General features: G+C 73.0%; 17 protein-coding genes. 8 read left to right on the top strand and 9 right to left on the bottom strand.

Translation table 11 applies throughout. From position 1 onward, the window contains the following. Positions 1 to 13: 13 nt before the first annotated feature. A complete protein-coding gene (locus tag IE264_RS03175; RefSeq protein ID WP_032753136.1) occupies positions 14 to 2494 on the bottom strand; it encodes a glycoside hydrolase family 3 protein in 2481 nt (826 codons plus the stop codon). Between the two features lie 171 nt (positions 2495 to 2665). On the opposite strand from IE264_RS03175, the gene IE264_RS03170 reads away from it, so the two are divergent. Further along, positions 2666 to 3244, top strand: a complete 579-nt coding sequence (locus IE264_RS03170) for a TetR/AcrR family transcriptional regulator (RefSeq protein WP_032753137.1) — start codon at positions 2666 to 2668, stop codon at positions 3242 to 3244. A 48-nt stretch (positions 3245 to 3292) separates the two neighbouring features. On the opposite strand, the gene IE264_RS03165 is transcribed toward IE264_RS03170, so the two are convergent. From IE264_RS03165 to IE264_RS03150, 4 genes are all read right to left on the bottom strand, one after another. After that, positions 3293 to 3901, bottom strand: a complete 609-nt coding sequence (locus IE264_RS03165) for a LysE family transporter (RefSeq protein ID WP_015608309.1) — start codon at positions 3899 to 3901, stop codon at positions 3293 to 3295. After that, positions 3898 to 4692, bottom strand: coding sequence for an EI24 domain-containing protein (locus tag IE264_RS03160; RefSeq protein ID WP_015608310.1), 795 nt, complete (start codon positions 4690 to 4692; stop codon positions 3898 to 3900). The genes IE264_RS03165 and IE264_RS03160 overlap by 4 nt, the downstream gene beginning before the upstream one ends. 105 nt (positions 4693 to 4797) lie before the next feature. After that, complete coding sequence (locus IE264_RS03155) at positions 4798 to 5226, bottom strand: organic hydroperoxide resistance protein (RefSeq protein ID WP_032753138.1); 429 nt, start codon at positions 5224 to 5226, stop codon at positions 4798 to 4800. Between the two features lie 100 nt (positions 5227 to 5326). After that, a complete protein-coding gene (locus tag IE264_RS03150; RefSeq protein ID WP_032753139.1) occupies positions 5327 to 6346 on the bottom strand; it encodes an NADP-dependent oxidoreductase in 1020 nt (339 codons plus the stop codon). A gap of 119 nt (positions 6347 to 6465) precedes the next feature. Here IE264_RS03150 and IE264_RS03145 point away from each other — a divergent pair, with 119 nt between their 5' ends. After that, complete coding sequence (locus IE264_RS03145) at positions 6466 to 6891, top strand: MarR family winged helix-turn-helix transcriptional regulator (protein WP_015608313.1); 426 nt, start codon at positions 6466 to 6468, stop codon at positions 6889 to 6891. A 47-nt stretch (positions 6892 to 6938) separates the two neighbouring features. On the opposite strand, the gene IE264_RS03140 is transcribed toward IE264_RS03145, so the two are convergent. Beyond that, on the bottom strand, positions 6939 to 7655 hold the full coding sequence (locus IE264_RS03140; RefSeq protein WP_051821645.1) for an SCO2400 family protein: 717 nt from the start codon (positions 7653 to 7655) through the stop codon (positions 6939 to 6941). A gap of 124 nt (positions 7656 to 7779) precedes the next feature. Between IE264_RS03140 and IE264_RS03135 the strand changes: the two genes are divergently transcribed. The 3 genes from IE264_RS03135 to IE264_RS03125 all read left to right on the top strand — a co-directional run bounded on the left by IE264_RS03135 (position 7780) and on the right by IE264_RS03125 (position 11247). Next, positions 7780 to 8346, top strand: a complete 567-nt coding sequence (locus IE264_RS03135) for a hypothetical protein (RefSeq protein WP_190167567.1) — start codon at positions 7780 to 7782, stop codon at positions 8344 to 8346. A 171-nt stretch (positions 8347 to 8517) separates the two neighbouring features. Beyond that, a complete protein-coding gene (locus IE264_RS03130; RefSeq protein ID WP_015608316.1) occupies positions 8518 to 9555 on the top strand; it encodes a rod shape-determining protein in 1038 nt (345 codons plus the stop codon). A 33-nt stretch (positions 9556 to 9588) separates the two neighbouring features. After that, a complete protein-coding gene (locus tag IE264_RS03125; protein ID WP_229887365.1) occupies positions 9589 to 11247 on the top strand; it encodes a sensor histidine kinase in 1659 nt (552 codons plus the stop codon). A gap of 94 nt (positions 11248 to 11341) precedes the next feature. On the opposite strand, the gene IE264_RS03120 is transcribed toward IE264_RS03125, so the two are convergent. Next, positions 11342 to 11773, bottom strand: a complete 432-nt coding sequence (locus tag IE264_RS03120) for an Lrp/AsnC family transcriptional regulator (protein WP_015608318.1) — start codon at positions 11771 to 11773, stop codon at positions 11342 to 11344. Positions 11774 to 11898: 125 nt separating this feature from the next. On the opposite strand from IE264_RS03120, the gene IE264_RS03115 reads away from it, so the two are divergent. Continuing rightward, positions 11899 to 13131: a nitrate/nitrite transporter gene (locus tag IE264_RS03115; protein WP_032753142.1), complete on the top strand. Its 1233-nt coding sequence runs from the start codon at positions 11899 to 11901 to the stop codon at positions 13129 to 13131. A 67-nt stretch (positions 13132 to 13198) separates the two neighbouring features. Here IE264_RS03115 and IE264_RS03110 read toward each other — a convergent pair whose 3' ends face one another. Beyond that, the gene (locus IE264_RS03110) at positions 13199 to 15373 is read right to left on the bottom strand and encodes a glycoside hydrolase family 99 protein (RefSeq protein ID WP_032753143.1); all 2175 of its coding nucleotides are present in this window, start codon (positions 15371 to 15373) and stop codon (positions 13199 to 13201) included. Beyond that, positions 15370 to 17856, bottom strand: coding sequence for a PQQ-dependent sugar dehydrogenase (locus IE264_RS03105; RefSeq protein ID WP_032753144.1), 2487 nt, complete (start codon positions 17854 to 17856; stop codon positions 15370 to 15372). Before IE264_RS03105 ends, IE264_RS03110 begins: the two co-directional genes overlap by 4 nt. A gap of 313 nt (positions 17857 to 18169) precedes the next feature. On the opposite strand from IE264_RS03105, the gene IE264_RS03100 reads away from it, so the two are divergent. Next, complete coding sequence (locus IE264_RS03100) at positions 18170 to 19711, top strand: acyl-CoA synthetase (protein ID WP_032753145.1); 1542 nt, start codon at positions 18170 to 18172, stop codon at positions 19709 to 19711. Next, positions 19701 to 21068 carry a carboxyl transferase domain-containing protein gene (locus tag IE264_RS03095; protein WP_032753146.1) on the top strand — a complete coding sequence of 456 codons (1368 nt, stop codon included), beginning with the start codon at positions 19701 to 19703 and terminating at the stop codon, positions 21066 to 21068. Before IE264_RS03100 ends, IE264_RS03095 begins: the two co-directional genes overlap by 11 nt. The last annotated feature ends 1 nt before the right edge of the window (position 21069 follow it).

The following is a 21069-nucleotide window of genomic DNA, read 5'->3' as shown; positions in this document are numbered from 1 at the left end:
TGCCTGTCCGCTTCTAGGCCGTGATGTCGACCGTGGTGGTCGCGCGGACGTCGGCCAGGGAGCGGGCCGCCTGGACCTCGTAGGTGCCGGGGACCGTCTTCCAGCCGTACGCCTCCTCGTCCCAGACCTGGTAGGCGCGTGCCTCGACGGGGACGGTGACCTCCACGCTCCCGCCGGGGGCCGCGGTGACCCGGGCGAAGCCGGCGAGCCAGCGGGCCGGGCGTTCGGGGGCGTCCGGGGCGGGCGCGGGGGCCAGGTAGATCTGGACGGTGTCGCTGCCGGGGCGGGAGCCGGTGTTGCGGACGCGCACGGTGACCGAGTCGGGGGTGGCCGACACGTTCTCGTACTCCCAGGTGGTGTAGCCGAGGCCGTGGCCGAAGGCGTACGCGGGGGCGGTGCCCGCCTTCTCCCAGGCGCGGTAGCCGATGAAGACGCCCTCGGTGTACGGGAGTTCGCCATTGGTGGGGGTGGTGGCGGAGACCGGGACGTCGGCGAGGGCGACGGGCCAGGTGGTGGGGAGGCGGCCGCCCGGCTCCTCCTGGCCGCGCAGTACGTCGGCGAGCGCGTGGCCCGCCTCCTGGCCGGGGAACCAGGACAGGAGGACCGCGGCCACCTCGTTCCGCCAGGGCAGCTCCACCGGGGAGCCGGAGTTGACGACGACGACCGTACGGGGGTTGACGGCGGCGACCGCGTGGACCAGGGCGTCCTGGTGGCCGGGGAGCTTCAGGTCGGTGCGGTCGAAGCCCTCGGACTCCACGCGTTCGGTGGTGCCGACGACCACGATCGCGGTGTCCGCGCTGCGGGCCGCCTCGACGGCCTCGGCGATCAGCTCGTCCGGGTCGCGGAGCGGGGCGAGGTGGACGAGCGAGAAGGCGACGCCCTTGAGGGGGTGGCCGGTTCCGGGGCCGGGGCGGTGGCTGAGCGAGACCCGGACAGGGGCGCCCTCGGTCAGCGGGAGGCGGCCGCGCTCGACCGGCTCGTTGAAGAAGGCGCCGAGCGGGTCGGTGCCGGGGGCGCGGTCCTGGGTGCCGTCGAAGAGGGGGCGGTCGTCGACGGTGAGGGCGAAGGAGCCGGTGCCCCGGGTGCCGAAGGTGTGCTCGCCGCTCGCGCGCGGGGTGAACGTGCCGGTGATCTCGACGGTGTCGAGGGTGTCGTGGGTGACCCCGTCGGGCAGGTCGGCGCCGATCCACTGGATCTGGCCGCTGGGCAGCGGGACGGTGGCGAGGACCGCCCCGGAGGCGTCGCGGCAGACGGCGGTGAGGTCGAACCCGGCCTCGGCGATGGCCAGTTCGTCGCTCGGGTCGGCGCCGACCGCGTATGTCAGCGCACCCTCGGGGAGGGCGGCGGTCAGTCCGTCGAGCGGGGAGACGACATGGTCGGGGAAGACCAGGGCCGAGCCGCCGCCGAGCACCCGGGCGTCCCGGGCGAGCGCGCCGGAGAGGGCGACGGTGGTGCCGGGGGCGAGCGGGAGGGCGTCGGCCCCGTCGCGTACCTCGTTGCGTACGAGCACGAAGGAGCGGCGGGCGATCTCGCGGGCCAGCGCATCGCCGTCCACGGTGGCGGGAAGGTCGGCGGCGGGCACTGCGGGCGGGGCCGACTCCAGGGCGCCGACGCGGGCGGCGAGCAGGAGGATGTTCCGTACGGCGAGGTCGACGATCTTCTCGTCCACCTCCCCGGCCCGGACGGCGTCGGCCAGGGTCTCGCCGTAGACCGTGCGCGGGCCGGGCATCGCGGCATCGAGTCCGCCGGTGATGGCACCGACGGTGGTCCGGGCGGCGAGCCAGTCGGAGACGATGAAGCCGTCGAAGCCCCATTCGCCGCGCAGCACGGCGTTCTGGAGGTAGCGGTGTTCGGTCATCGTGGAGCCGTTGACCTGGTTGTAGGCGGCCATGATGCCCCAGGGGTGGGCGTTCCTGACGATCCGTTCGAAGGGGGCCAGGTACAGCTCGCGCAGGGGGCGCGGGGCGACGGTGTTGTTGACGGTGAAGCGGTCGGTCTCGGCGTCGTTGGCGACGAAGTGCTTGACCGTGGTGGCGACCCCGCCGTCCTGGACGCCCCGGACGTAACCGGTGCCGATCTCGCCGGTGAGGTACGGGTCCTCGCTGTACGCCTCGAAGTGGCGGCCGCCGAGCGGGGTGCGGTGCAGGTTGACCGTGGGGGCGAGCAGGACGTGGACGCCCTTGCGGCGGGCCTCCTGGGCGAGCAGCTCGCCCGCGCGGCGGGCGAGCTCCGGGTCCCAGGTGGCGGCGAGCGCGGTGGGCGAGGGCAGGGCGACCGAGGGGTCGGCGGCGGTCCAGCGGACGCCCCGGACGCCGATCGGGCCGTCCGACATCACCAGGGAGCGCAGGCCGATGGCGGGCAGGGCGGGCAGCGACCACAGGTCCTGGCCGGCCAGGAGACGCGTCTTGTCGTCGAGGCCGAGGGCGGCGAGGGCCGTGTCGACGGCCTCCCGGCGGAGGGCCTTGGAGTTGCTGGTGCTGGACGCGGCTGCCACGGCCGTACCTCCTGGTCGAGTCCGGTGGACGCCTCCATGGTGACGCGCCTACCGGTAGCACGGTAGGTTTCGTTATGCGTTCGTTACGTCATCGGTGGCTGGTCCGGTGACGTCGTACGGTTCTGGTGAGCGTGACCGGCGTGGGGCCGGACGGCAGGGAAGGGGCCGGCGATGGCACGGGCCAGGAGCGAGGAGCGGCGGGCCGAGATCCTGCGCGCCACCCTCGAAGTGATCGCCGAGCGCGGCTACCGGGGCGCGACGCTGGGGGCGGTGGCCGAGCGGGTGGGGCTGACCCAGCAGGGGCTGCTGCACTACTTCCCGACGAAGGAAGCGCTGCTGGTGGCGGTGCTGGAGGACCGGGACCGGTGGGACACCGGCGGGGGCGGCGGCGAGGAAGGCGCCTGGCGGCTGGAGCTGCTGGGCTCGCTGGTGGAGTACAACGCGATGCGGCCGGTGATCGTGCGGACCTTCTCGGCGCTGCTCGGCGAGAGCGTGACGGAGGACCACCCGGCCCGGGAGTTCTTCACCCGGCGCTACACCCAGGTCCGGGCGGGCATGGCCGCCACCCTGCGCGCGGAGTACGGCGACACGCTGCCGGGTGGGTTGAGCCCGGAGCGGGCGGCGGTGCTGCTGGTGGCGGTGATGGACGGGCTCCAGTACCAGTGGCTGCTGGACCCGGAGGCGGTGGACATGCCGGGGGCGTTCGGTGACTTCCTGGGACTGCTGAAGGGGCCCGAGGCTCCCTCGTAGAGCGTGAGGCTCCCCCGTAAAGCTTGAGGCCCCCTCGTAGAGCTGCCCTCAGCGGGCCAGGCCCAGGGTGACGCCGAGGCCGACCAGGACCGAGCCGATGGACCGGTTCAGCGCCTTCTGGCGGCGCAGCATCGCGCCCCGCAGCCGGGAGTGCGAGAAGAAGAGCGCGACCAGTGCGAACCAGCCGAGGTGTGCCGCGGACATGAAGAGTCCGTAACCCGCCTGCTGCCACAGGGCGGTCTCCGGGCCGACGACCTGGGTGAAGGTCGCGACGACGAACAGGGTCGTCTTCGGGTTGAGCGCGTTGGTCAGGAAGCCGCTGCGCAGCGCCCCGAAGCGGCTGAGCCCCGGCCGGTCGCTCAGGTCGACGTCGAGGTCGGCGCGGGCCAGGAAGGTGCGTACGCCGATGTAGATCAGGTAGGCCGCACCGGCGAGCTTCACCGCGGTGAACAGGGCGGTGGAGGAGGCGATGAGCAGCCCGACGCCGAGCATCGTGTACGTGACGTGGACCAGGACGCCCGCCGCGACCCCGAGGGCCACGAGGACGCCGGTGGTGCGCCCGTACAGATAGCTGTTGCGGACGACCATGGCGAAGTCGGCGCCCGGACTGACGACGGCGAGGAGGGTGATGGCGGCGACCGCCAGCAGCTCGGTCACGCGGCCCACTCCTTGGTCGTGGCAGCGCCGTCGGGGCCGGGGGCGGGACCCTCGTCCGCATCCACCAGGTCATTGGCGAGGAGGGTGGCCCCGGCGACCGCCCCCGGCATCAGGAACACCGCGACGACCGGGACCAGGAACGAGAGGACGAGCGGGACACCGAAGCCGAGCACCAGCAGCCGGCGGCGGCGCAGGAGGGCGAGCCGGTCCTTGAGGACCATGCCCCGGCGCTGGAGGGCCACGCCGGTCAGCTCCTGGGTCAGGAAGTAGCCGGAGACGCAGAAGCCGATCGCGGGCACGACGGTCTGGCCGACGACCGGGATGAAGCCGCAGGCGAAGAGGACGATCCCGAAGAGGGCGACGCGCAGCAGGATGCGTACGGAGTCGCGGGCGGAGATCCACAGTTCGCGCCAGAGCGGCAGCCCGGACTCGTGGACCTCGCCGCCCTCGCTGCGCTCGACCTCCTCGGAGAGCGACTCGTAGAACGGCTGGCCGACCAGGAGGGTGACGGCGGTGAAGGTGATGACCGCGAGGAACAGGCCGAAGACGAAGACGAACGCGGTCAGCGTGGTGCGCAGCAGGCCGATCCACGGCGAGGACCAGTCGTCGGCGAACGGGGTGGCCCAGGCGACGAAGTCGTCGGCGCCGTAACCGAGTCCGACCAGCGCACCGGCGTACACCACGAGGGTGATGAGTCCGGGCAGCAGCCCGAACCCGAACCATCGTCCGTGCTGGGCAACCCAGCGTTGCCCCTTCATCAAGTAGCCGAAGCCTGCCCCGAGATCGTTCATGGGCGTCAGCGTACTGGCGTACGGAAAGCGGCGAGGACCGCACCCCGGGGCGGGGTGCGGTCCTCGCGCGAAGACGCTGCGGCTGCCGTCGGACCAGGCTCAGGCTCAGGCGACCGAGAGCTCGACCTTGATGTTGCCGCGGGTCGCGTTCGAGTACGGGCAGACCTGGTGGGCCTTCTCGATGAGCGACTGGGCGGTGGCGGCGTCGACGTTGGGGATGGTCGCGCTGATCGCGACCTCCAGGCCGAATCCGCCGACCTCGGTCTTGCCGATGGAGACCGCGGCGGTGACCGTGGAGCCGGAGATGTCGGCCTTCTCCTGGCGGGCGACGACGCCCAGCGCGCCCTGGAAGCAGGCGCTGTAGCCCGCCGCGAAGAGCTGCTCCGGGTTGGTGCCCGCGCCGCTGCCGCCCAGGGCCTTCGGCGGGTTGACGACCACGTCGAGCAGGCCGTCGTCCGAGGAGACGCGGCCGTCACGGCCGTTCTCGGCGGTGGCGACAGCGGTGTAGGCGACGTCGATCTTCTGGATGGTCATGATGTGAGGATTCCTCCTGTTGGTGCGCCGCGACTCGCGCCCACGATCGCGACGGCCTGGGGACGAGCCTAACGCGTGACCTGGAGCGGCCGGGGCCGGGTCAGACCAGGGAAACGATCATCTTGCCGGTGTTCTCGCCGCGCAGGAGACCGACGAACGCGTCGTAGCCGTTCTCGATGCCCTCGACCGTGGTCTCGCGGTACTTCAGCTCGCCGGAGGCCAGCCAGCCGGCGACCTCTTCGACGAACTTCGGCTGGAGGTCGGCGTGGTCGCCGACGAGCATGCCCTGCAGCCGCAGCCGCTTGCCGATGATCAGCGCCATGTTGCGCGGGCCGGGGGTCGGCTCGGTGGCGTTGTACTGGGCGATCATGCCGCAGATGGTGGCGCGGCCGTGCACGTTGAGCGCGCCGATCGCGGCTTCGAGGTGGTCGCCGCCGACGTTGTCGAAGTAGACGTCGATGCCGTCGGGGGCGGCTTCCCTGAGCTGGTCGCGGACCGGCCCGTTCTTGTAGTTGAACGCGGCGTCGAAGCCGTACTCCTCGATGAGGAGCTTGACCTTCTCGTCGGAGCCCGCGGAGCCGATGACCCGGGAGGCGCCCTTGAGCTTGGCGAGCTGGCCGACCTGGCTGCCCACGGCACCGGCGGCGCCGGAGACGAAGACCGCGTCGCCCTCCTTGAAGGAGGCGACGTCGAACAGGCCCGCGTAGGCGGTGAGTCCGGTCATGCCGAGCACGCCGAGGTAGGCGGAGAGCGGCGCGAGGTCGGGGTCGACCTTCACCGCGTGCTTGGCGGGCACGTCGGCGATCTCGCGCCAGCCGAGGCCGTGCAGGACGTGGTCGCCGACGGAGAAGCCCTCGGCGTTCGAGGCGATGACCTCGCCGACCGCGCCGCCGTCCATGGGGTGGTCGAGCTTGAAGGGCGGGGTGTACGACTTCACGTCGTTCATCCGGCCCCGCATGTACGGGTCGACGGAGAAGTACTTGTTGCGGACGAGGATGCGGCCTTCGGCCGGAGCGGCCACCGCGGCCTCACGCAGCGCGAAATCCTCGGACTTGGGCCAGCCGTGGGGGCGGGCGACGAGGTGCCATTCGCGGCTGGACGTGGGAAGTGCTGCAGACATGGGCTCGGGGTCTCCTCAATGTCCTACGGGGGGAAGCCCTGCTAGGAAAGCTTCATTACATGAAACAACCATGCTCCTGAATATTTCATATTGTCAAGTAAATCGGTACGCTGGTCTCCATGGCCACTCGCACAGACCCCCTGACCCTTGAGGTCGTCGAGCTCATCGGCACCGTCGTGGCGCGCTACCACGAGGAGTACGACCGTGCCGCCGCCGACCACTCCCTCACCGGGGCACAGGCGCGGGTCCTCGGGCTGCTCGCGCTGGAGCCGACCCCGATGCGGAAGATCGCCGTCAAGCTGAAGTGCGAGCCGTCGAACGTGACCGGCATCGTCGACCGCCTGGAGACCCGCGGACTGGTCGAACGCCGGCCGGACCCGGTCGACCGCCGCGTGAAGGTGGCCGCCGCGACGGAGGCGGGGGTGCGGACGGCCCGGGAGCTGCGGGAGTCGCTGACCTTCGCCCGGGAGCCGCTGGCCGAGCTGTCCGACGCCGAGCGGACCGTACTGCGGGATCTGCTGCGGCGGATGCTGGGCGAAGCCTGACCCAGGGGTCGAAGCCTGTTCCAGGGGTCTAAGCCTGTTCCAGAGGTCTACGTGCACCACCACAGGAAGCGGGTGCAGGTCGGGGACGGTGTCGGGGTGGGCGTCGGGGCCTCGGTCGGGTCGTCCGGCGGCGGGGGCGCCGGCGCGGTCGGCGGCTCCTCGGGCTCCCCCGGGCCCGGCGGGTCGGCGGGCGGGCTGTCGGAGGGGTCCGGGGTCGAGCCGGGCGAGGCGGTCGCCCCGTCGGGGTCCGGGGACGCCGTGGTCGAGGCCGTGGCGGAGGCGTCGGGGGCGGGTGACTCCGACGGGCCGTCCGCCGGGGCGCTGCCCGACGCCGACGGGTCCACCGGCTTGCCCCCGCCGGAGGTGACCGGGCCCGGATCCTGCGGAGCAGCACCACCCGATGCGGAGTCCGGTACGGGCTCGGCGGGACCGTTCGGCGCCTCCTGCACGAAGTCGGCGGCGGTCTCCTGCCGGTCCGCCTCCATGGCCAGCTCCGCCAGGCTCAGCGCGCCCGCCGCGAGGACCAGACCGCCCACCGCGAGCAGCGCCGTACGGCCGCGTCTGCGGTGGCTGCCCCGCGCACGCCGGCGGGAACGGGCGGCGGGTGCGGGCGCGTCGGCGGCTTCGCCCGGTGCGTCCGGGGCGTGGCCCGCGGGCGTCGGCGCGGGCACGGCGTAGGGGCCCAGCGCGTCGGCGGGAGTTCCGCACCCGGCGCAGGCCAGAGCTCCGTTGAGATGCCGTCGGCACGGGTGGCAGTAATCCATGGCGCCCGCAGATTAGACGTGCGCAGTTCAACGGAGGAAGCGGACCAGGTGAGGATCCTGTGAGGAACGACGGATTCCGCGGACGGCCGGTCCGATACGCCTGACCTGCGGGAGGATGGGCGGCATGACCGCTCCCACCCCCTTCGGCCCCCTCCAGTTCCAGCTCGTCCTGCTCCGCCGGATGGCCGACCACCAGCCGGATCTGGTGGAGGAGGCACGGCAGGAGCTGAGCGCCTCGCTCGCCGATATGCGGGAGGCCAACCGGCGCTGGCAGGCCATGGTCCGGGCGCCCCGGGGGCGGGGATCGCTGCGGCGCTACCGCTCGGTGCTCGGCGAGCCGGAGCTGACCCTGAAGCGGCGGGTGGGCGACCTGGAGTGCGAGGCGCTGCTCTGGCCGGTGCCGCTCTGGCCGGACCTCCGGTTCGAGGCGATGGCGGGGCCGGGCGGGGCCGTGTGGAACGAGTGGCTCGTCCGGGCCCCGGGGGCGGTGGGCCCCGCACTCACCTCCGTACCCTCGCTGCGCCCCTGGTCGTGCACCGTGGACGAGGTGGCCCGGGCGTTTCCCCCGGCGCGGCCGATGGAGGGCAGCGCGCCGACCCGCTGGGCGCTGGCCCTCACGGACCCGGGCAGCGGGGAGCCGTACATCGCCGAGTTCACCTGGGGGCTGTTCCAGCGGCTGCTGCCGGGGTGAGGCGTCGGGGGTGCCTGGCGGGGTGAGGCCTTGGGGGCAACCTGGCGGGCCGTCAGGTTCCGACCCTCTTACGGCGGATCCCAGCGCGCGCGACCCGGCGGGGAACGCGACGATGCGATGAGAGGCCGGCTGCCGCCGGTACCCCCATCCGCGCTCTCGGGAGAACCTGCCGTGACCGTCAGCCTTGAGCAGTTGCAGCGTTGCCATGTCGCCGTCGATCTCGGGGCCGCGAGGACCCGTGTGTACGTGAAGGGGCTCGGGCTCGTCGTCGACGAACCGAGCGTCGCCGCCGTCAACACCCGTACCGGATCACTCATCGCGGTCGGCGTGCTCGCCGAGCAGATGACCGGCCGCACCCCCGAATACATCCGGGTCGTCCGCCCGGTCTCCGGCGGCTCCGTCGTCGACATCGAGATGGCCCAGCGGATGCTGCGCCACCTGCTCGGCGACAAGCTCCGCCGCCAGCTGCGCCGAAAGCCCCGGCTGCGGGCCGCCGCCTGCATCCCGCACGAGGCCGACCCGCTGGCCCAGCGCGCCACGGTGGAGACCCTCGTCGGGCTCGGCGCCCGGCGGGTCGAGCTGGTGGACACCCTGATCGCGGCGGCCGCGGGCTGCGGGCTGCCGGTGGAGCAGCCGACCGCCACCATGATCATGGCGTGCGGTGCGGCCACCACCCAGATCGCCGTGCTCTCGCTCGGCTCGATCGTGACGGCCGTGCGGATCCCGGTCGGCGGCAACGCCATCGACGAAGCGGTGATCCAGTACCTGCGCCAGCGCCACGAGCTGATGCTTCCGAGCCAGTCCGTACGCCCTCTGCAGCTGGCGCTGCACGGCAACGGCCTCCAGCTCACCGGCCCCGCCCTGACCGAGATCCACGGCCGCGACGTGGCGACCGGCCTGGCCCGCTCGGTGCAGGTCGACACCGCCGCCGTACGGCAGGCCATCCACACCCCGCTCACCGCCGTCCTCGACGGTGTGGGCAAGGTGCTGCGCGAGTGCCCGCCCGATCTGGTCGCCGACCTCGCGGACCGCGGGATCATGATGGTGGGCGGCAGCGCGCTGCTGCCGGGGCTCGACCAGATGCTCCGTGACGCGACCGGTATGCCGGTGAACATCGCCGAGCGCCCCGACGTCTGCTCGGTGCTCGGCCTCGGCGCGATGCTGGAGGGCAAGATCCAGCCGATGGTCCTCAACCCGCTGGCGGGCTAGGACGTGCCTTCGGGCACGGGCCGGGCGGCGCGGATGACCGGGCAGCCGGGGCAGACAGGACAGGCGGGACAGGCGGGACAGGACTCGGCAGGGGCGGCCCCGGTGGACGGCTCCGGGGCGCCCCGGCCCGCCGGGAGCACGCCGGACGAGCGGCAGCCCTCCGTGGGCCGGCTGCCGCTCCTCCTGGAGGCCGTCCTCAGCATCGGCAGCGACCTCGGGCTCCGGGCCACCCTCCAGCAGATCGTGGACACCGCGACCACCCTGACCGGGGCCCGCTACGGCGCGCTCGGCGTGCTGGAGCCCGACCAGGACCGGACCGAGGCGCTCTACACCACCGGGATGACGGAGGCGGAGCGGCAACGCGTCGGCCATCTCCTCCCGGACCGCCGCGCGGGGCTCCCGCCCGAGGGTGGCCGGGCGCCGGGCGGACCGCCCGCGCGGGCCTTCCTCACCGCCCCGATCCAGGTGCACACCGAGCTCTACGGCCACCTCTGCCTGGCCGAGAAGAGCACCGGTGCCTTCAGTGAGACCGACCGGGCCCTGCTGCAGGTCCTGGCCGCCCAGGCGGGCATCGCGATCGGCAACGCCCGGCTCTACGAGAGCGCCCGGCAGCGCGAGCGGTGGATCGAGGGGGCGGCCGCGGTCACCACGGCCCTGCTCACCGGCACCAACGCGGCCGACGCCCTGATGACCGTGGCCGAACGGGCCCGGGTGCTCGCCGGCGCCTCGGCCGGGGTGATCCTCCAGCCGACCGAGGCGGGCGGCATGGAGATCGTGACCGCCTCCACGCTCGACGACCCGGCGGGCATCGTCGGCACCACCATCGCGCCCGGCTCCCCCGTCCTGGTCCAACTGCTCGGCGGCGAACCGGTCTTCATCGACGACTCCGCCACCGACCCCCGGATGACCACCGAGGTACGGTCCCGGTTCGGGCCCAGCATGATGCTCCCGCTGCAGAGCGGCGGCCGGCTCATCGGCACGCTCGCCCTCCCCCGGCGGCGCGGCGAACCCCCGTACACGGCGGTCGACCGGCTGCTCGCGACCCAGTTCGCCTCGCAGGCCGCCCTGGCGCTGGTGATGGCGGACGCACAGGCGGACCGGGAGCAGCTCGCGGTGTACGAGGACCGCGACCGGATCGCCCGTGACCTGCACGATCTGGTGGTCCAGCGGCTCTTCGCCACCGAGATGATGCTGGAGTCGACACGTCGGCGGGCCACGGCGGAGGAGACCGGCGACAGTACGGAGGAGGGGGCGGGCGACAGCAAGGAGGAGGGGGCGGGCGAGCTGCTCGGCCGGGCCGTGGACGAGCTGGACTCCACCATCCAGGAGGTCCGCACCGCGATCTTCGCCCTCCAGCAGCCGCCCGCCGAGGCCCCGAGCACGTTCCGGGGCCGGGTGCTGCGGGAGACCGGGGGCGCGTCGGCGCTGCTCGGCTTTCCGCCGTCGGTGCACTTCACGGGGGCGGTGGACGCGCTGGTGGGCGAGGAGGCGGGCCGGGAGCTGCTGGCCGCGCTGCGCGGTGCGCTGGCCGCCGCGCACCGCAGGCCCGGGGTCTCGGCCATCGACGTGGAGGTGGACGCGACGGTCCGGCTGCCGGACGGGCGGAGCGCGGTGCGCCTGGTGGTGGCCGACGACGGGCGGGACGAGGAGGGCGGCCGGTCGACGACGGTGACGTGGCAGGCGCCGATCTGACGGGGGGGGCTAGTACAGAAGGGGTGCGGGTCAGTGCTTGGGCGCCGCCCGAAGGGTGTGGGTGAGTGGATCGGCGCTGCCCGAAGCGTGCCGGTCAGTGCTTCGGCGCCGCCCGTAGCGCGATCCGGGTGGTGGAGTGGGCCACCCCTGCCTCCCGCTTGAGCCGCCGCAGCAGCGAGTCCAGCGCCACCGGGTCGGCCGCCGTGGCGCGGATCAGGTAGTCGTGGCCGCCCGTCACGTGCACCACCTCCGTGATCCCGGGCAGCATCAGCACCGAGCGCTCGAACTCCTCGTTCGTCGTGTCGAGCCGCAGGCTCACATCGATGAAGACGACCAGGCCCGAACGGGTGTCGGCGGCCGGGTCGACGATGACGGTGAAGCCGCGGATCACCCCGTCCTTGCGCATGCGGCGGACCCGGTCGCCCGCCGCGTTGGCGCTGAGCCCCACGCGTACGCCCAGATCCCGGTACGAGATCCGCGCGTCCTCCTGGAGAATGCCGAGGATTTCCCTGTCCAGCCGGTCCATACCGCGATTGTCCCAGCTTGCGGCGATATCGGCTGAGGGAAACCGAAGGGGAGCCGAGAGCCTGCCGTCGCCCGGTCGGCGCAGTCCGGCGGGCCGTGCGCTTCCCCGCGCCCTTGACTTGCCGTGTGGATACCGCCGTCAGACAGTCCCCAGAGCCCCCGGACGCCCACGCCCCGGCGGCCGCCGCGCCCTCCGCCGCCGCGTACCGCAACCTCGTCATGGCGACGGTCGGCTTCGCGCTCACCTTCTGGGCGTGGAACCTGATCGCGCCGATGTCCGGCGACTACAAGGACCGGCTGGGGCTCAGCTCGTTCCAGCAGTCGTTCCTGGTGGCCGTGCCGGTGCTCGTCGGGTCGCTCGGCCGTATCCCGGTGGGCGCGCTGACGGACAAGTACGGCGCGAAGCTGATGTTCCCCGTGGTGTCGGCGCTGACGGTGGTCCCGGTGCTGCTGCTGATCCCCGCGAAGAACTCGTACGGCGCGATGATCGCGGTCGGCTTCCTGCTGGGGCTCGGCGGCACCACGTTCGCGATCGGCGTCCCGCTGGTCAACTCGTGGTTCCCGCCCGCCAAGCGGGGGTTCGCGCTGGGCGTGTTCGGGATGGGGATGGGCGGGGTGGCGCTGTCGGGGTACTTCACCCCGCGCATCGCGAAGCAGGGCGACAACCTGCCGTTCCTCGTGGTCGCGGGGGCCCTGGTGGTGTTCGCGCTGCTGGCCGCCGCCCTGATCAGCGACCACCCCGACCGGAAGATCCCCACGGACACATTGGTGCACCGGCTGGGCGAGGCCGGGAAGCTGCGGGTGACCTGGGAACTGTCGGCGCTGTACGCGATCGGCTTCGGCGGGATCGTGGCGTTCGGGGTCTATCTGCCGACGTACCTGAAGACCTGGTACGAGATGTCACCGACCGAGGCGGGCACCAAGGCGGCCGGGTTCGCCCTGGTCACCGTCGTCTTCCGGCCGATCGGCGGCTGGCTCTCGGACCGGATCCACCCGGCGCTGGTGACCTCGGGCGCGCTGCTGGTGGCGGCCCTGATGGCGGTCGTCCAGGCCTTCGAGCCGCCCCTGAACCCGGTCGGCACCATTGCTCTGCTGGCCATGGCGGCCGGGCTCGGCACGGCGAGCGGCAGTGTGTTCGCCCTGGTCTCGCAGGTGACCCCGCAGCCGAAGGTGGGCAGTGTGACGGGCATCGTCGGCGCGATGGGCGGGCTCGGCGGCTTCGTACCGCCGCTGGTGATGGGGGCGATCTACAGCGCCAAGGACAGTTACGCGATCGGCTTCATGCTGCTGTCCGACCTGGCGCTCGCGGGGTGCGTGTACGCGTACGCGCGGATGCGGACCCTTCAGCGCGACGGGTGAGGCTCCGGGCACGGAAGAACGGCCGCGTTCCCGCCGGAACGCGGCCGTTCGTCTGCGGGCCCGGGTGCTACCTGCGCTGCTGCTCGAACCGGTCCGCCCAGTACGCGGTCCGGTCCAGGTAGGCCGTCTCGGCGGCCGCCCCGGTCTTGCCGTAGGCCCCCTCGAAGGTCTCGTATCCGTGGCCCGGCGGCGGGTTGGAGGAGGCCGGTTCGATGGAGCTGCCCTCGTGCCACTCGTTGAACGAGGTGACGGAGACCCAGGTGGGGTCACCGCCGATGGCCGGGTCCAGGGCGTTGTTCCACTCCAGGTCGTAGGAGGCGCCGTCCGCGCGGCCCAGGGTGGGGGTGGTGTTGCCGGGGACGGCCCGGTCGTCGATGTAGCCGGGGGCGACCGAGGGGGCCCAGACCAGGCCGTTGGCCTTGGCGTAGTCGCCCGCCTGCTTCCAGCCGGGGGCGGTGGCGCCGGCGATGCCGTCGTAGGTGTAGATCCCGCCGAAGTGGTCGACCTTGGTGGTGTCGGTGGTCTGGGCGAGGACGATGGCGGTGTCCTTGACGGCGTCCAGGGCCGACCAGTCCTGGATCCTCAGGCTCTCGAAGATGTAGTAGGCGTTGCGGTCGCCGTGTGCCGCGTCCCGGTAGAACGCCGGATGGTCGCCGAACTTCCCTTCCAGGTAGGCGATGTCGTCGACGACGGAGGCTGCGGTGCGGCCGCTGTACGGCTCGATGTGCCAGGCGACCTCGACGCCGTGGCGGGCGGCGGCGTCCAGGACGTCTCCGGCCAGGGAGTCCTCGTAACCCCCTTGTCCCCACCAGCTGTAGACGATGACGCCCGCGCCGGACCGCTGGACCCACTCCATGTGCTGGTCCACCGCCCCGGCGATGTCGCCGGAGTCGTACGGGCCGAGCTTCGGGTAGAGGTCGGCGCCGACGGCTGCGGGCGGGGTGTGGCCGCCCTGCTGCCAGTGGCGCCAGCTCCCTGCCGGGCCTTCCGGGGTGCCGTACCAGGGGTAGTAGAAGAGGTGCACGTTGGACGAGCCGCCCTCCTCGGTGGCCGGGGCGCGGGTGAGGGTGAAGCGGTCGACGTCGAAGAGGGCGCCCGCGCCGCCGGTGAACCGGAGGAACAGCGGGCCCGCGCCGGGTGCAGCGGCCGTGAGGGTGGTGGTGACCTCGGTGAACGTGTCCCAGCCGCCGGTGGGGGTGACGGCCACCGAGCCGAGGAGCTGCCCGGTGGCGGAACCGGCGCGGACCTCGATGGTGCCGCCCGCGCCGGCCGAGGAGACCCGTGCGGTGAAGGCGGTGGCCCCGGCGGGGTCGAGCGAGGCGTAGCCCACCCAGTCGCCGTGGTCGATGTAGCCGAGGGTGGCGCCGCCGCTCGCCGCCGAGTGCGGGGCGGCCTGGACGCCGGAGGAGGAGGTGTACGCCTCCGCCTCCGCGCTGTCGCCGCCCGGGTCCGGGCCGGGGTCCCCGGTGGAAGAGCAGTCGGCCTCGACGGCTCCGGCCGCGTACTGGATGCCGCCGAGGAGGAGTTGGCGGAAGTCCGGGTCGGCGAAGGACTCGATGGTGTGGCCGAGCCCGGTGTAGAAGGAGCGCCCGTCCTGCTGCGGGTGGCACCAGGTGATGGGGTGGTCCCCCGCCATCTCGCCGCCGCTGTAGCTGGATTCGTCCAGGGACTGCAGGACGTGGACGTCCTGGCGGGGGTTGGAGCGGTAGTTGTACCACTCGTCGGTCCGCGTCCAGGTGTCGTCCAGGTGCGCGGTCGCCGGGTGGACGTGGTCCTCGGTGGTGAGGCGGGCCTCCTGGATCGCCGGGTGGCTCTGGAACCAGGCTCCGACGAGGTCCTCGTACTCCGGCCAGTCGTACTCGGTGTCGGCCGCCGCATGGACGCCGACGAAGCCGCCGCCCCCGTCGACGTACCCCTTGAGGGCGTTCTGCTGGGTGTCGTCGAGGACGTCGCCGGTGGTGGAGAGGAAGACGACGGCCTCGTACTCGGCAAGGTTCTGCGGGGTGAAGGCGGTCGCGTCCTCGGTGGCGGTGACGGTGAAGTCGTCGGCCGCGCCCAGCTGTTGGATGGCGGTGATACCCGCCGGGATGGAGTCGTGGCGGAATCCGGCGGTCTTGGAGAAGACCAGGACCTGGTACGGGTCGGCTGCCGCCGCCGCGCTCTGGATGCCGGGGCTCAGGAAGGCCGCCCCGAGGGCGAGGGCCACGGCGCACGCCAGGCGGCGGACACGGGATTTCCTCATCGGCTGCTCGCCTCCGCTCCCTGCGTGTTGAACGTGAAGGCGTCCAGGTCGAAGAGGCTGCCCTGACCCGTCGGCCCCTTGAAGACGAAGAAGAGTTCGGTGGATCCGGCGGGTGCGTTGTTCACGTCCGCCGTGAGGTTCACGAAGTTCTCCCAGCCGCCGGTCGGGGCGACGGTGAGCGAGGAGAGCAGCGTGCCGGTCGCGGAGCCCGCCCGTACCTCCAGGGTGCCGCCGGCCCCGCCGGAGGCGACCCGGGCGGTGATGGAGGTGGCGTTGGACAGCACGTACGGCTTGAAGGAGACCCAGTCGCCGTCGTCCGTGTACCCGACGGTGGCGCCGCCCTCGGCCGGGCCGTGCGGGGCGACCTCGATGCCGTTCTGGGCGGCGAAGTGCTCGCCCTGGCGGTGGCGGGGCTGGAGGACGGAGTCGCTGTGGGTGGTCAGCCCGCCCGCGTCGGTGTACTCGGCGTCGAAGACCCCGTAGATGTTGGCGGCGCTGTCGTGCTCCCCGTCGACGGGGACGTCGATGGTGCCGGAGCAGCCGTTCTTCGAGGTGATCTGGTGGCGGTGGCTGTCATGCCCGAGGAGGTAGGTGACCTTGACCTTGGAGCAGTCGATCGTGCCGTCCTCGGGGTCGCTGACGCTCACGGTGAACGGGACGGAGTCGCCGAAGGAGAACAGGGTCCCGTCGGCCGGGGTGTCGAGGGTGACCGTGGGTGCGCTGTTGCCCGCCGTCACGACCAGGCTTGCGGTGCCGGTGAGCCCTTCGGGGTCGGTGACGGTGAGGGTCGGGTTGTAGGTCCCGGCCGTGGTGTAGGTGTGGCCGGGGTTCGGGTCGGTGGAGGTGGCTCCGTCGCCGAAGTCCCAGGCGTAGGTGAGGTTTCCGCCCTCGGGGTCGTTGCTGCCGGCCGAGGAGAAGGTGACCGCGAGCGGGGTGGGCCCGGAGGTGCGGTCGGCGGCGGCCTTGGCGACCGGGGAACGGTTGCTGCCCGCGAGGTACTCGATGCGGTAGAGCGCTTGGTTGCTCGCGCCGGTCCCGTAGTCGAGGACGTACAGCGCCCCGTCGGGTCCGAACGCGGAGTCCATCACCTGGGTGCCGGTCCACGGGAAGGTGTCGATCACCCCGGGCGATCCGTCGGCCTTCACCTCGACCGGCTTGATCCACTTGCGGCCGTACTCGGTGGCGAAGAACCGGCCGTCGAGGGAGGCCGGGAACTTCACGGCCGAGTCGAGACCGGCGTCGAAGTTGTATACGGGTCCGGCCATCGGGGACTCGGAGCCGCCGCCGAACTCCGGCGGGGAGCCCGCGTCACCGGCGTACCGGATCCAGGCGGGCTGGGCCGGGGGCAGGGTGGCGAGGCCGGTGTTGCGGAAGGAGTTGTTGGCCGGGCCGGTGGCGCAGGCGTACTTCCCGCCGGCCGGACCGCTGGGGAAGGTGTACTCGCCGTACGTCTCCGAGGCGGTGTTGGTCCCCGTGCAGTACGGCCAGCCGAAGTTGCCGGGCTGGGTGACGCGGTTGAACTCGACCTGGCCGCTGGGGCCGCGGTTCGGGTCGGTGGACCCGGCGTCGGGGCCGTAGTCGCCGATGTAGACGGCTCCGGTCGACTTGTCGACGGACATCCGGAAGGGGTTGCGGAAGCCCATCGCGTAGATCTCGGGGCGGGTGCCCGCGGTGCCGGGGGCGAAGAGGTTGCCCGCCGGGACGGTGTAGCCACCGTCCGCCGTGGGCTTGATCCGCAGCAGCTTGCCGCGCAGGTCGTTGGTGTTCCCGGAGGATCGCTGGGCATCGAACTGCGGGTTGCGGTCGGTGCGTTCGTCGATGGGCGCGTAGCCGCTCGACTCGAAGGGATTGGTGTCGTCGCCGGTGGTCAGGTAGAGGTTCCCGGCGGCGTCGAAGTCGATGTCACCGCCGACGTGGCAGCACTGGCCCCGGTCGCTCTCGACTTCGAGGACGACCTTCTCACTGGCGGTGTCCAGCGTTCCGTCGGCCTTCAGAACGAAGCGGGAGAGGTTGAGGTGCCCCTTCCACGGCTCGAAGTCGGCGGCGGAGCCGGTGGTGGGGGCGTCGCCGGGCGGGGTGTTCAGCACGGGCGAGTAGTAGAGGTAGACGTACCGGTTGGTGGCGAACCCCGGGTCGACGGCGACGCCTTGGAGGCCTTCCTCGTCGTGCGTGTAGACGTCGAGCTTGCCCGCCGTCTTCGTGGACCCGGCCGCGTCGGTGAGGCGGAGTGTGCCGTCGCGGGCGGTGTGCAGGACGGACCGGTCGGGCAGCACGGCGAGGGACATGGCCTCGCCCAGTTCGGCCGGGCCCAGGGCCAGTTGGACCTGCTGGTAGTCGGCTGCGGGGATGTCGGCCGCGACGCGTGGGGCGCGGGCATCGGCATCGGCGGCCGTGGCGGTGACGGTGGGGACGGCCAGGGCGGTGGCCAGCAGTGCGGCGAGCGCGGTGACGTATCTGGACCACCGCGGGGGTGCGGGTGACATGGTTGTTCCTTCCTGACGGTACGTGGGGTCTGTCAGGCAAGGCGCTGTCGCGCTTTGCGACGTGCAGGAGGCGCTCGGCTGCGGGCAGCTTTTTCCTTCCGGAGAGCGCTCCAACTCCCTTACTGGGCAAGCTTTTTGCATGCTGGCAACGCAAAATTAATTTGTCAATGCCGTGTTCAAATTGCGGTTCGATGCTCTGTGCAGTCATGTGACGGACGGGACAGGCCCTCCGAGAGCCCGACCTGGGGTGACGCTGCCCTCATCGGCCTCCGGGTCCCGGCGAGGCCGCCGCCGACGGCCTAGGCTTCCCGGCGTGACCCTCCTTCTTCCCGCGCTCCAGTCCCCCACCGGCCCGGCAGCCTCCCGGGAGGCCATCCGCTTCGGTGACCTGTCCCTGCCCCACGACGGCCTCTCCCTGACCTACGGCGAGCTGGCCGCGGCCTCCGCCGCGCTCGCCGCCCGGATCGCGGACGCGGGGCGCGTCGCCGTCTGGGCCACCCCGACGGCCGCAACGGTGATCGCGGTGGTGGCGGCGTTGCGGGCCGGGGTGCCGGTCGTGCCGCTCAACCCCCGTACCGGCGAACGTGAGTTGGCGCACATCCTGGCCGACAGCGAGCCCACGGCCGTACTGGCGGGCCCGGGCGACGAGCTGCCGCCGGCGCTGGAGAAGCTGCGGCGGGTGACGGTGGACGCGGGGGCGGTGGCGGGATCGGCAGCGGCGGCATCGGCGGTCCCGGAGGAGTACGAGGCCGGCCCCGAGGAGTACGGAGCGGGCGAGACCGACCCCGAGGCCGCCGCCCTGATCGTGTACACCTCCGGCACCACCGGCCCGCCCAAGGGGGCCGTGCTGCCGCGCCGGGCCGTCGCCGCCTCCCTGGACGCGCTGGAGGACGCCTGGGGGTGGACCGCTGACGACGTCCTGGTCCACGCGCTGCCGCTGTTCCATGTGCACGGGCTGATCCTGGGCGTCCTCGGCCCGCTGCGCCGCGGCGGCTCCCTGCGCCACCTGGGGAAGTTCTCGCCCGGGGCCGTGGCCCGCGAGCTGGCGTCCGGCGGCACGATGCTGTTCGGCGTACCGACGATGTACCACCGGCTGGCCGAGGTGCTGGACGCCCCGGCGGGCGGCGCGGACCGGGACGCCCTGGCCGGGGCGCTGTCGGGGGCGCGGCTGCTGGTCTCCGGTTCGGCGGCGCTCCCCGTGCACGACCACGAACGCATCGCGGCGGCGACCGGGCGGCGCGTGATCGAGCGGTACGGGATGACGGAGACCCTGATGAACACGGGGATCCGGGCGGACGGCGTGCCGCGCCCGGGCACGGTCGGCCCGCCGCTCGCCGGGGTGGAGCTGCGCCTGGTGGAGGAGGACGACTCGGTGCTGTCCGGTCCGGAGGCGATCGGCGAGATCCAGGTCCGGGGCCCGAACCTGTTCACGGGATACCTGAACCGGCCCGACGCCACGGCCGCCGCGCACACGGAGGACGGCTGGTTCCGTACGGGAGACGTCGGCACGGTGGACGAGGACGGGTACGTCACGATCGTCGGGCGCAAGGCCACCGACCTGATCAAGAGCGGCGGCTACAAGATCGGCGCGGGCGAGATCGAGAACATCCTGCTGGCCCACCCCGGCGTCCGGGAAGCGGCCGTGACCGGCGAGGCGGACCCGGACCTCGGCGAGCGGGTCGTGGCGTGGGTGGTCGCCGCCGATCCCGGCTCGCCACCCCCTGCCGAAGAGTTGGCGGACCATGTGGCGGCCCAGCTGGCCCCGCACAAGCGCCCGCGTACGGTGCACTATCTGGACGCGCTGCCCCGCAACGACCTGGGCAAGATCATGAAGAGGTCACTCCATGCCCGCTGAGCCCTCCCTCCGCATGACGGCCCGGGAGACGATCGCGCTGCTCACCGGCGCGACGGGCTTCACCGAGCACCGCCCGCCGCCGCGCACCCTGCCGCCGGACGGTCCGCTCGGCTGGGCGGGGTACGACGCGGCGCGGGAGCGGGCGGCGGAACGCACGGGCGAGGACGAGTCCGTGGTGTACGGGACCGGGGTCGTCGGCGACCGGGAGTGCGTGCTCCTCTCCTTCGAATTCGGCTTCCTGGGCGGCTCGTTGGGGCAGCTGACGGGCGACCGCCTGGAGGCCGCGTACGGACTGGCGCTCACCCGGCGCCTCCCCCTGGTCGCGCTCGTCGCCACCGGGGGCAGCCGGATGCAGGAGGGCATGGTCGCGCTCACCCAGCTCCAGCGGGTGGCGGCCGCCTCCACCCGGCTGCGCGCGGCGGGGCTCGCGCAGATCGCCGTGGTCCGCGACCCCACGACCGGCGGCGGCTGGGCCACCGTGGGGGCCGGCGCGGATGTGGTGCTGGCCCTGCCGGGCGCCCAGGTCGGCTTCGCGGGGTCCCGGGTACGGCCGCCGGACGCGGACCCGTACGCGTACAGCGCGGAGGGCCAGTTCGCGGCGGGCCAGGTCGACGCGGTGGTCCCGGGCGCGGAGCTGCCGGGCACGGTGGCCCTGTGGCTGCGGGCGCTGGGGGCGGGCGGGGTGGGCGAGGAACCCCGGTCCGCCGCGCCACTCCCCCGCGCCCGGCCGTCATCCGCTTCCGGGCTTCCTGCGAGCGGCCGGGAGGCGGTGGAGCGGGCCCGGTCCTCGCAACGCCCGCGCGCGGAGGCGTACCTGGCCGACTACTTCACCGTACGGCTCCCCCTCCACGGGGACAGGTGCGGCTCCACGGACCCGGGGCTGCTGACCGGCTTCGGGCTGCGCGGGGACGGGCAGCCGGTGGCGTACGTCGCCCAGTGCGGGACCGCGACCCGCCCGGCCGGGTACCGGGCGGCGGCCCGGACGATCCGGCTCGCGGACCGGCTCGGCGTCCCCGTCCTCACCCTGGTCGACACCCCGGGCGCCGCCAACGACGCCGAGGCGGAACGGGCGGGCGCGGGCGCGGCCATCGCGGACACCTTCGCTGCGATCGCGGCGGCCCGGGTCCCGGTGACGACGCTGGTGATCGGCGAGGGCGGCTCGGGCGGCGCACTGGCCCTCGCGGCGCCGGGCAACACCCATGTGGCGGCGGACAGTTACTTCTCCGTCATCGCCCCCGAGCTCGCGGCGGCGATCCTCAAGCGGCCCCCGGAGGAGACGGGCGCCACCGCCGACCAGCTGCGCCTGCGCCCGCAGGATCTGGTGGAGCTGGGCATCGCCCGCTCGATCGTCTCGTAGC

Origin of the sequence: Streptomyces microflavus (assembly GCF_014650075.1) — a bacterium.
Taxonomy (GTDB): domain Bacteria; phylum Actinomycetota; class Actinomycetes; order Streptomycetales; family Streptomycetaceae; genus Streptomyces; species Streptomyces microflavus.
Note: the sequence above shows the minus strand (reverse complement) of the source record. Positions and strands in the feature narration are given on the sequence as shown.

Bases quoted from the DNA above. Each gene is read 5' to 3' on its own strand.
- IE264_RS03170 (WP_032753137.1), top strand. From the start codon at position 2,666: ATGGCACGGGCCAGGAGCGAGGAGCGGCGGGCCGAGATCCTGCGCGCC.
- IE264_RS03160 (WP_015608310.1), bottom strand. From the start codon at position 4,692: ATGAACGATCTCGGGGCAGGCTTCGGCTACTTGATGAAGGGGCAACGC.
- IE264_RS03155 (WP_032753138.1), bottom strand. From the start codon at position 5,226: ATGACCATCCAGAAGATCGACGTCGCCTACACCGCTGTCGCCACCGCC.
- IE264_RS03150 (WP_032753139.1), bottom strand. From the start codon at position 6,346: ATGTCTGCAGCACTTCCCACGTCCAGCCGCGAATGGCACCTCGTCGCC.
- IE264_RS03145 (WP_015608313.1), top strand. From the start codon at position 6,466: ATGGCCACTCGCACAGACCCCCTGACCCTTGAGGTCGTCGAGCTCATC.
- IE264_RS03140 (WP_051821645.1), bottom strand. From the start codon at position 7,655: ATGGATTACTGCCACCCGTGCCGACGGCATCTCAACGGAGCTCTGGCC.
- IE264_RS03135 (WP_190167567.1), top strand. From the start codon at position 7,780: ATGACCGCTCCCACCCCCTTCGGCCCCCTCCAGTTCCAGCTCGTCCTG.
- IE264_RS03125 (WP_229887365.1), top strand. From the start codon at position 9,589: ATGACCGGGCAGCCGGGGCAGACAGGACAGGCGGGACAGGCGGGACAG.
- IE264_RS03120 (WP_015608318.1), bottom strand. From the start codon at position 11,773: ATGGACCGGCTGGACAGGGAAATCCTCGGCATTCTCCAGGAGGACGCG.
- IE264_RS03110 (WP_032753143.1), bottom strand. From the start codon at position 15,373: ATGAGGAAATCCCGTGTCCGCCGCCTGGCGTGCGCCGTGGCCCTCGCC.
- IE264_RS03105 (WP_032753144.1), bottom strand. From the start codon at position 17,856: ATGTCACCCGCACCCCCGCGGTGGTCCAGATACGTCACCGCGCTCGCC.
- IE264_RS03095 (WP_032753146.1), top strand. From the start codon at position 19,701: ATGCCCGCTGAGCCCTCCCTCCGCATGACGGCCCGGGAGACGATCGCG.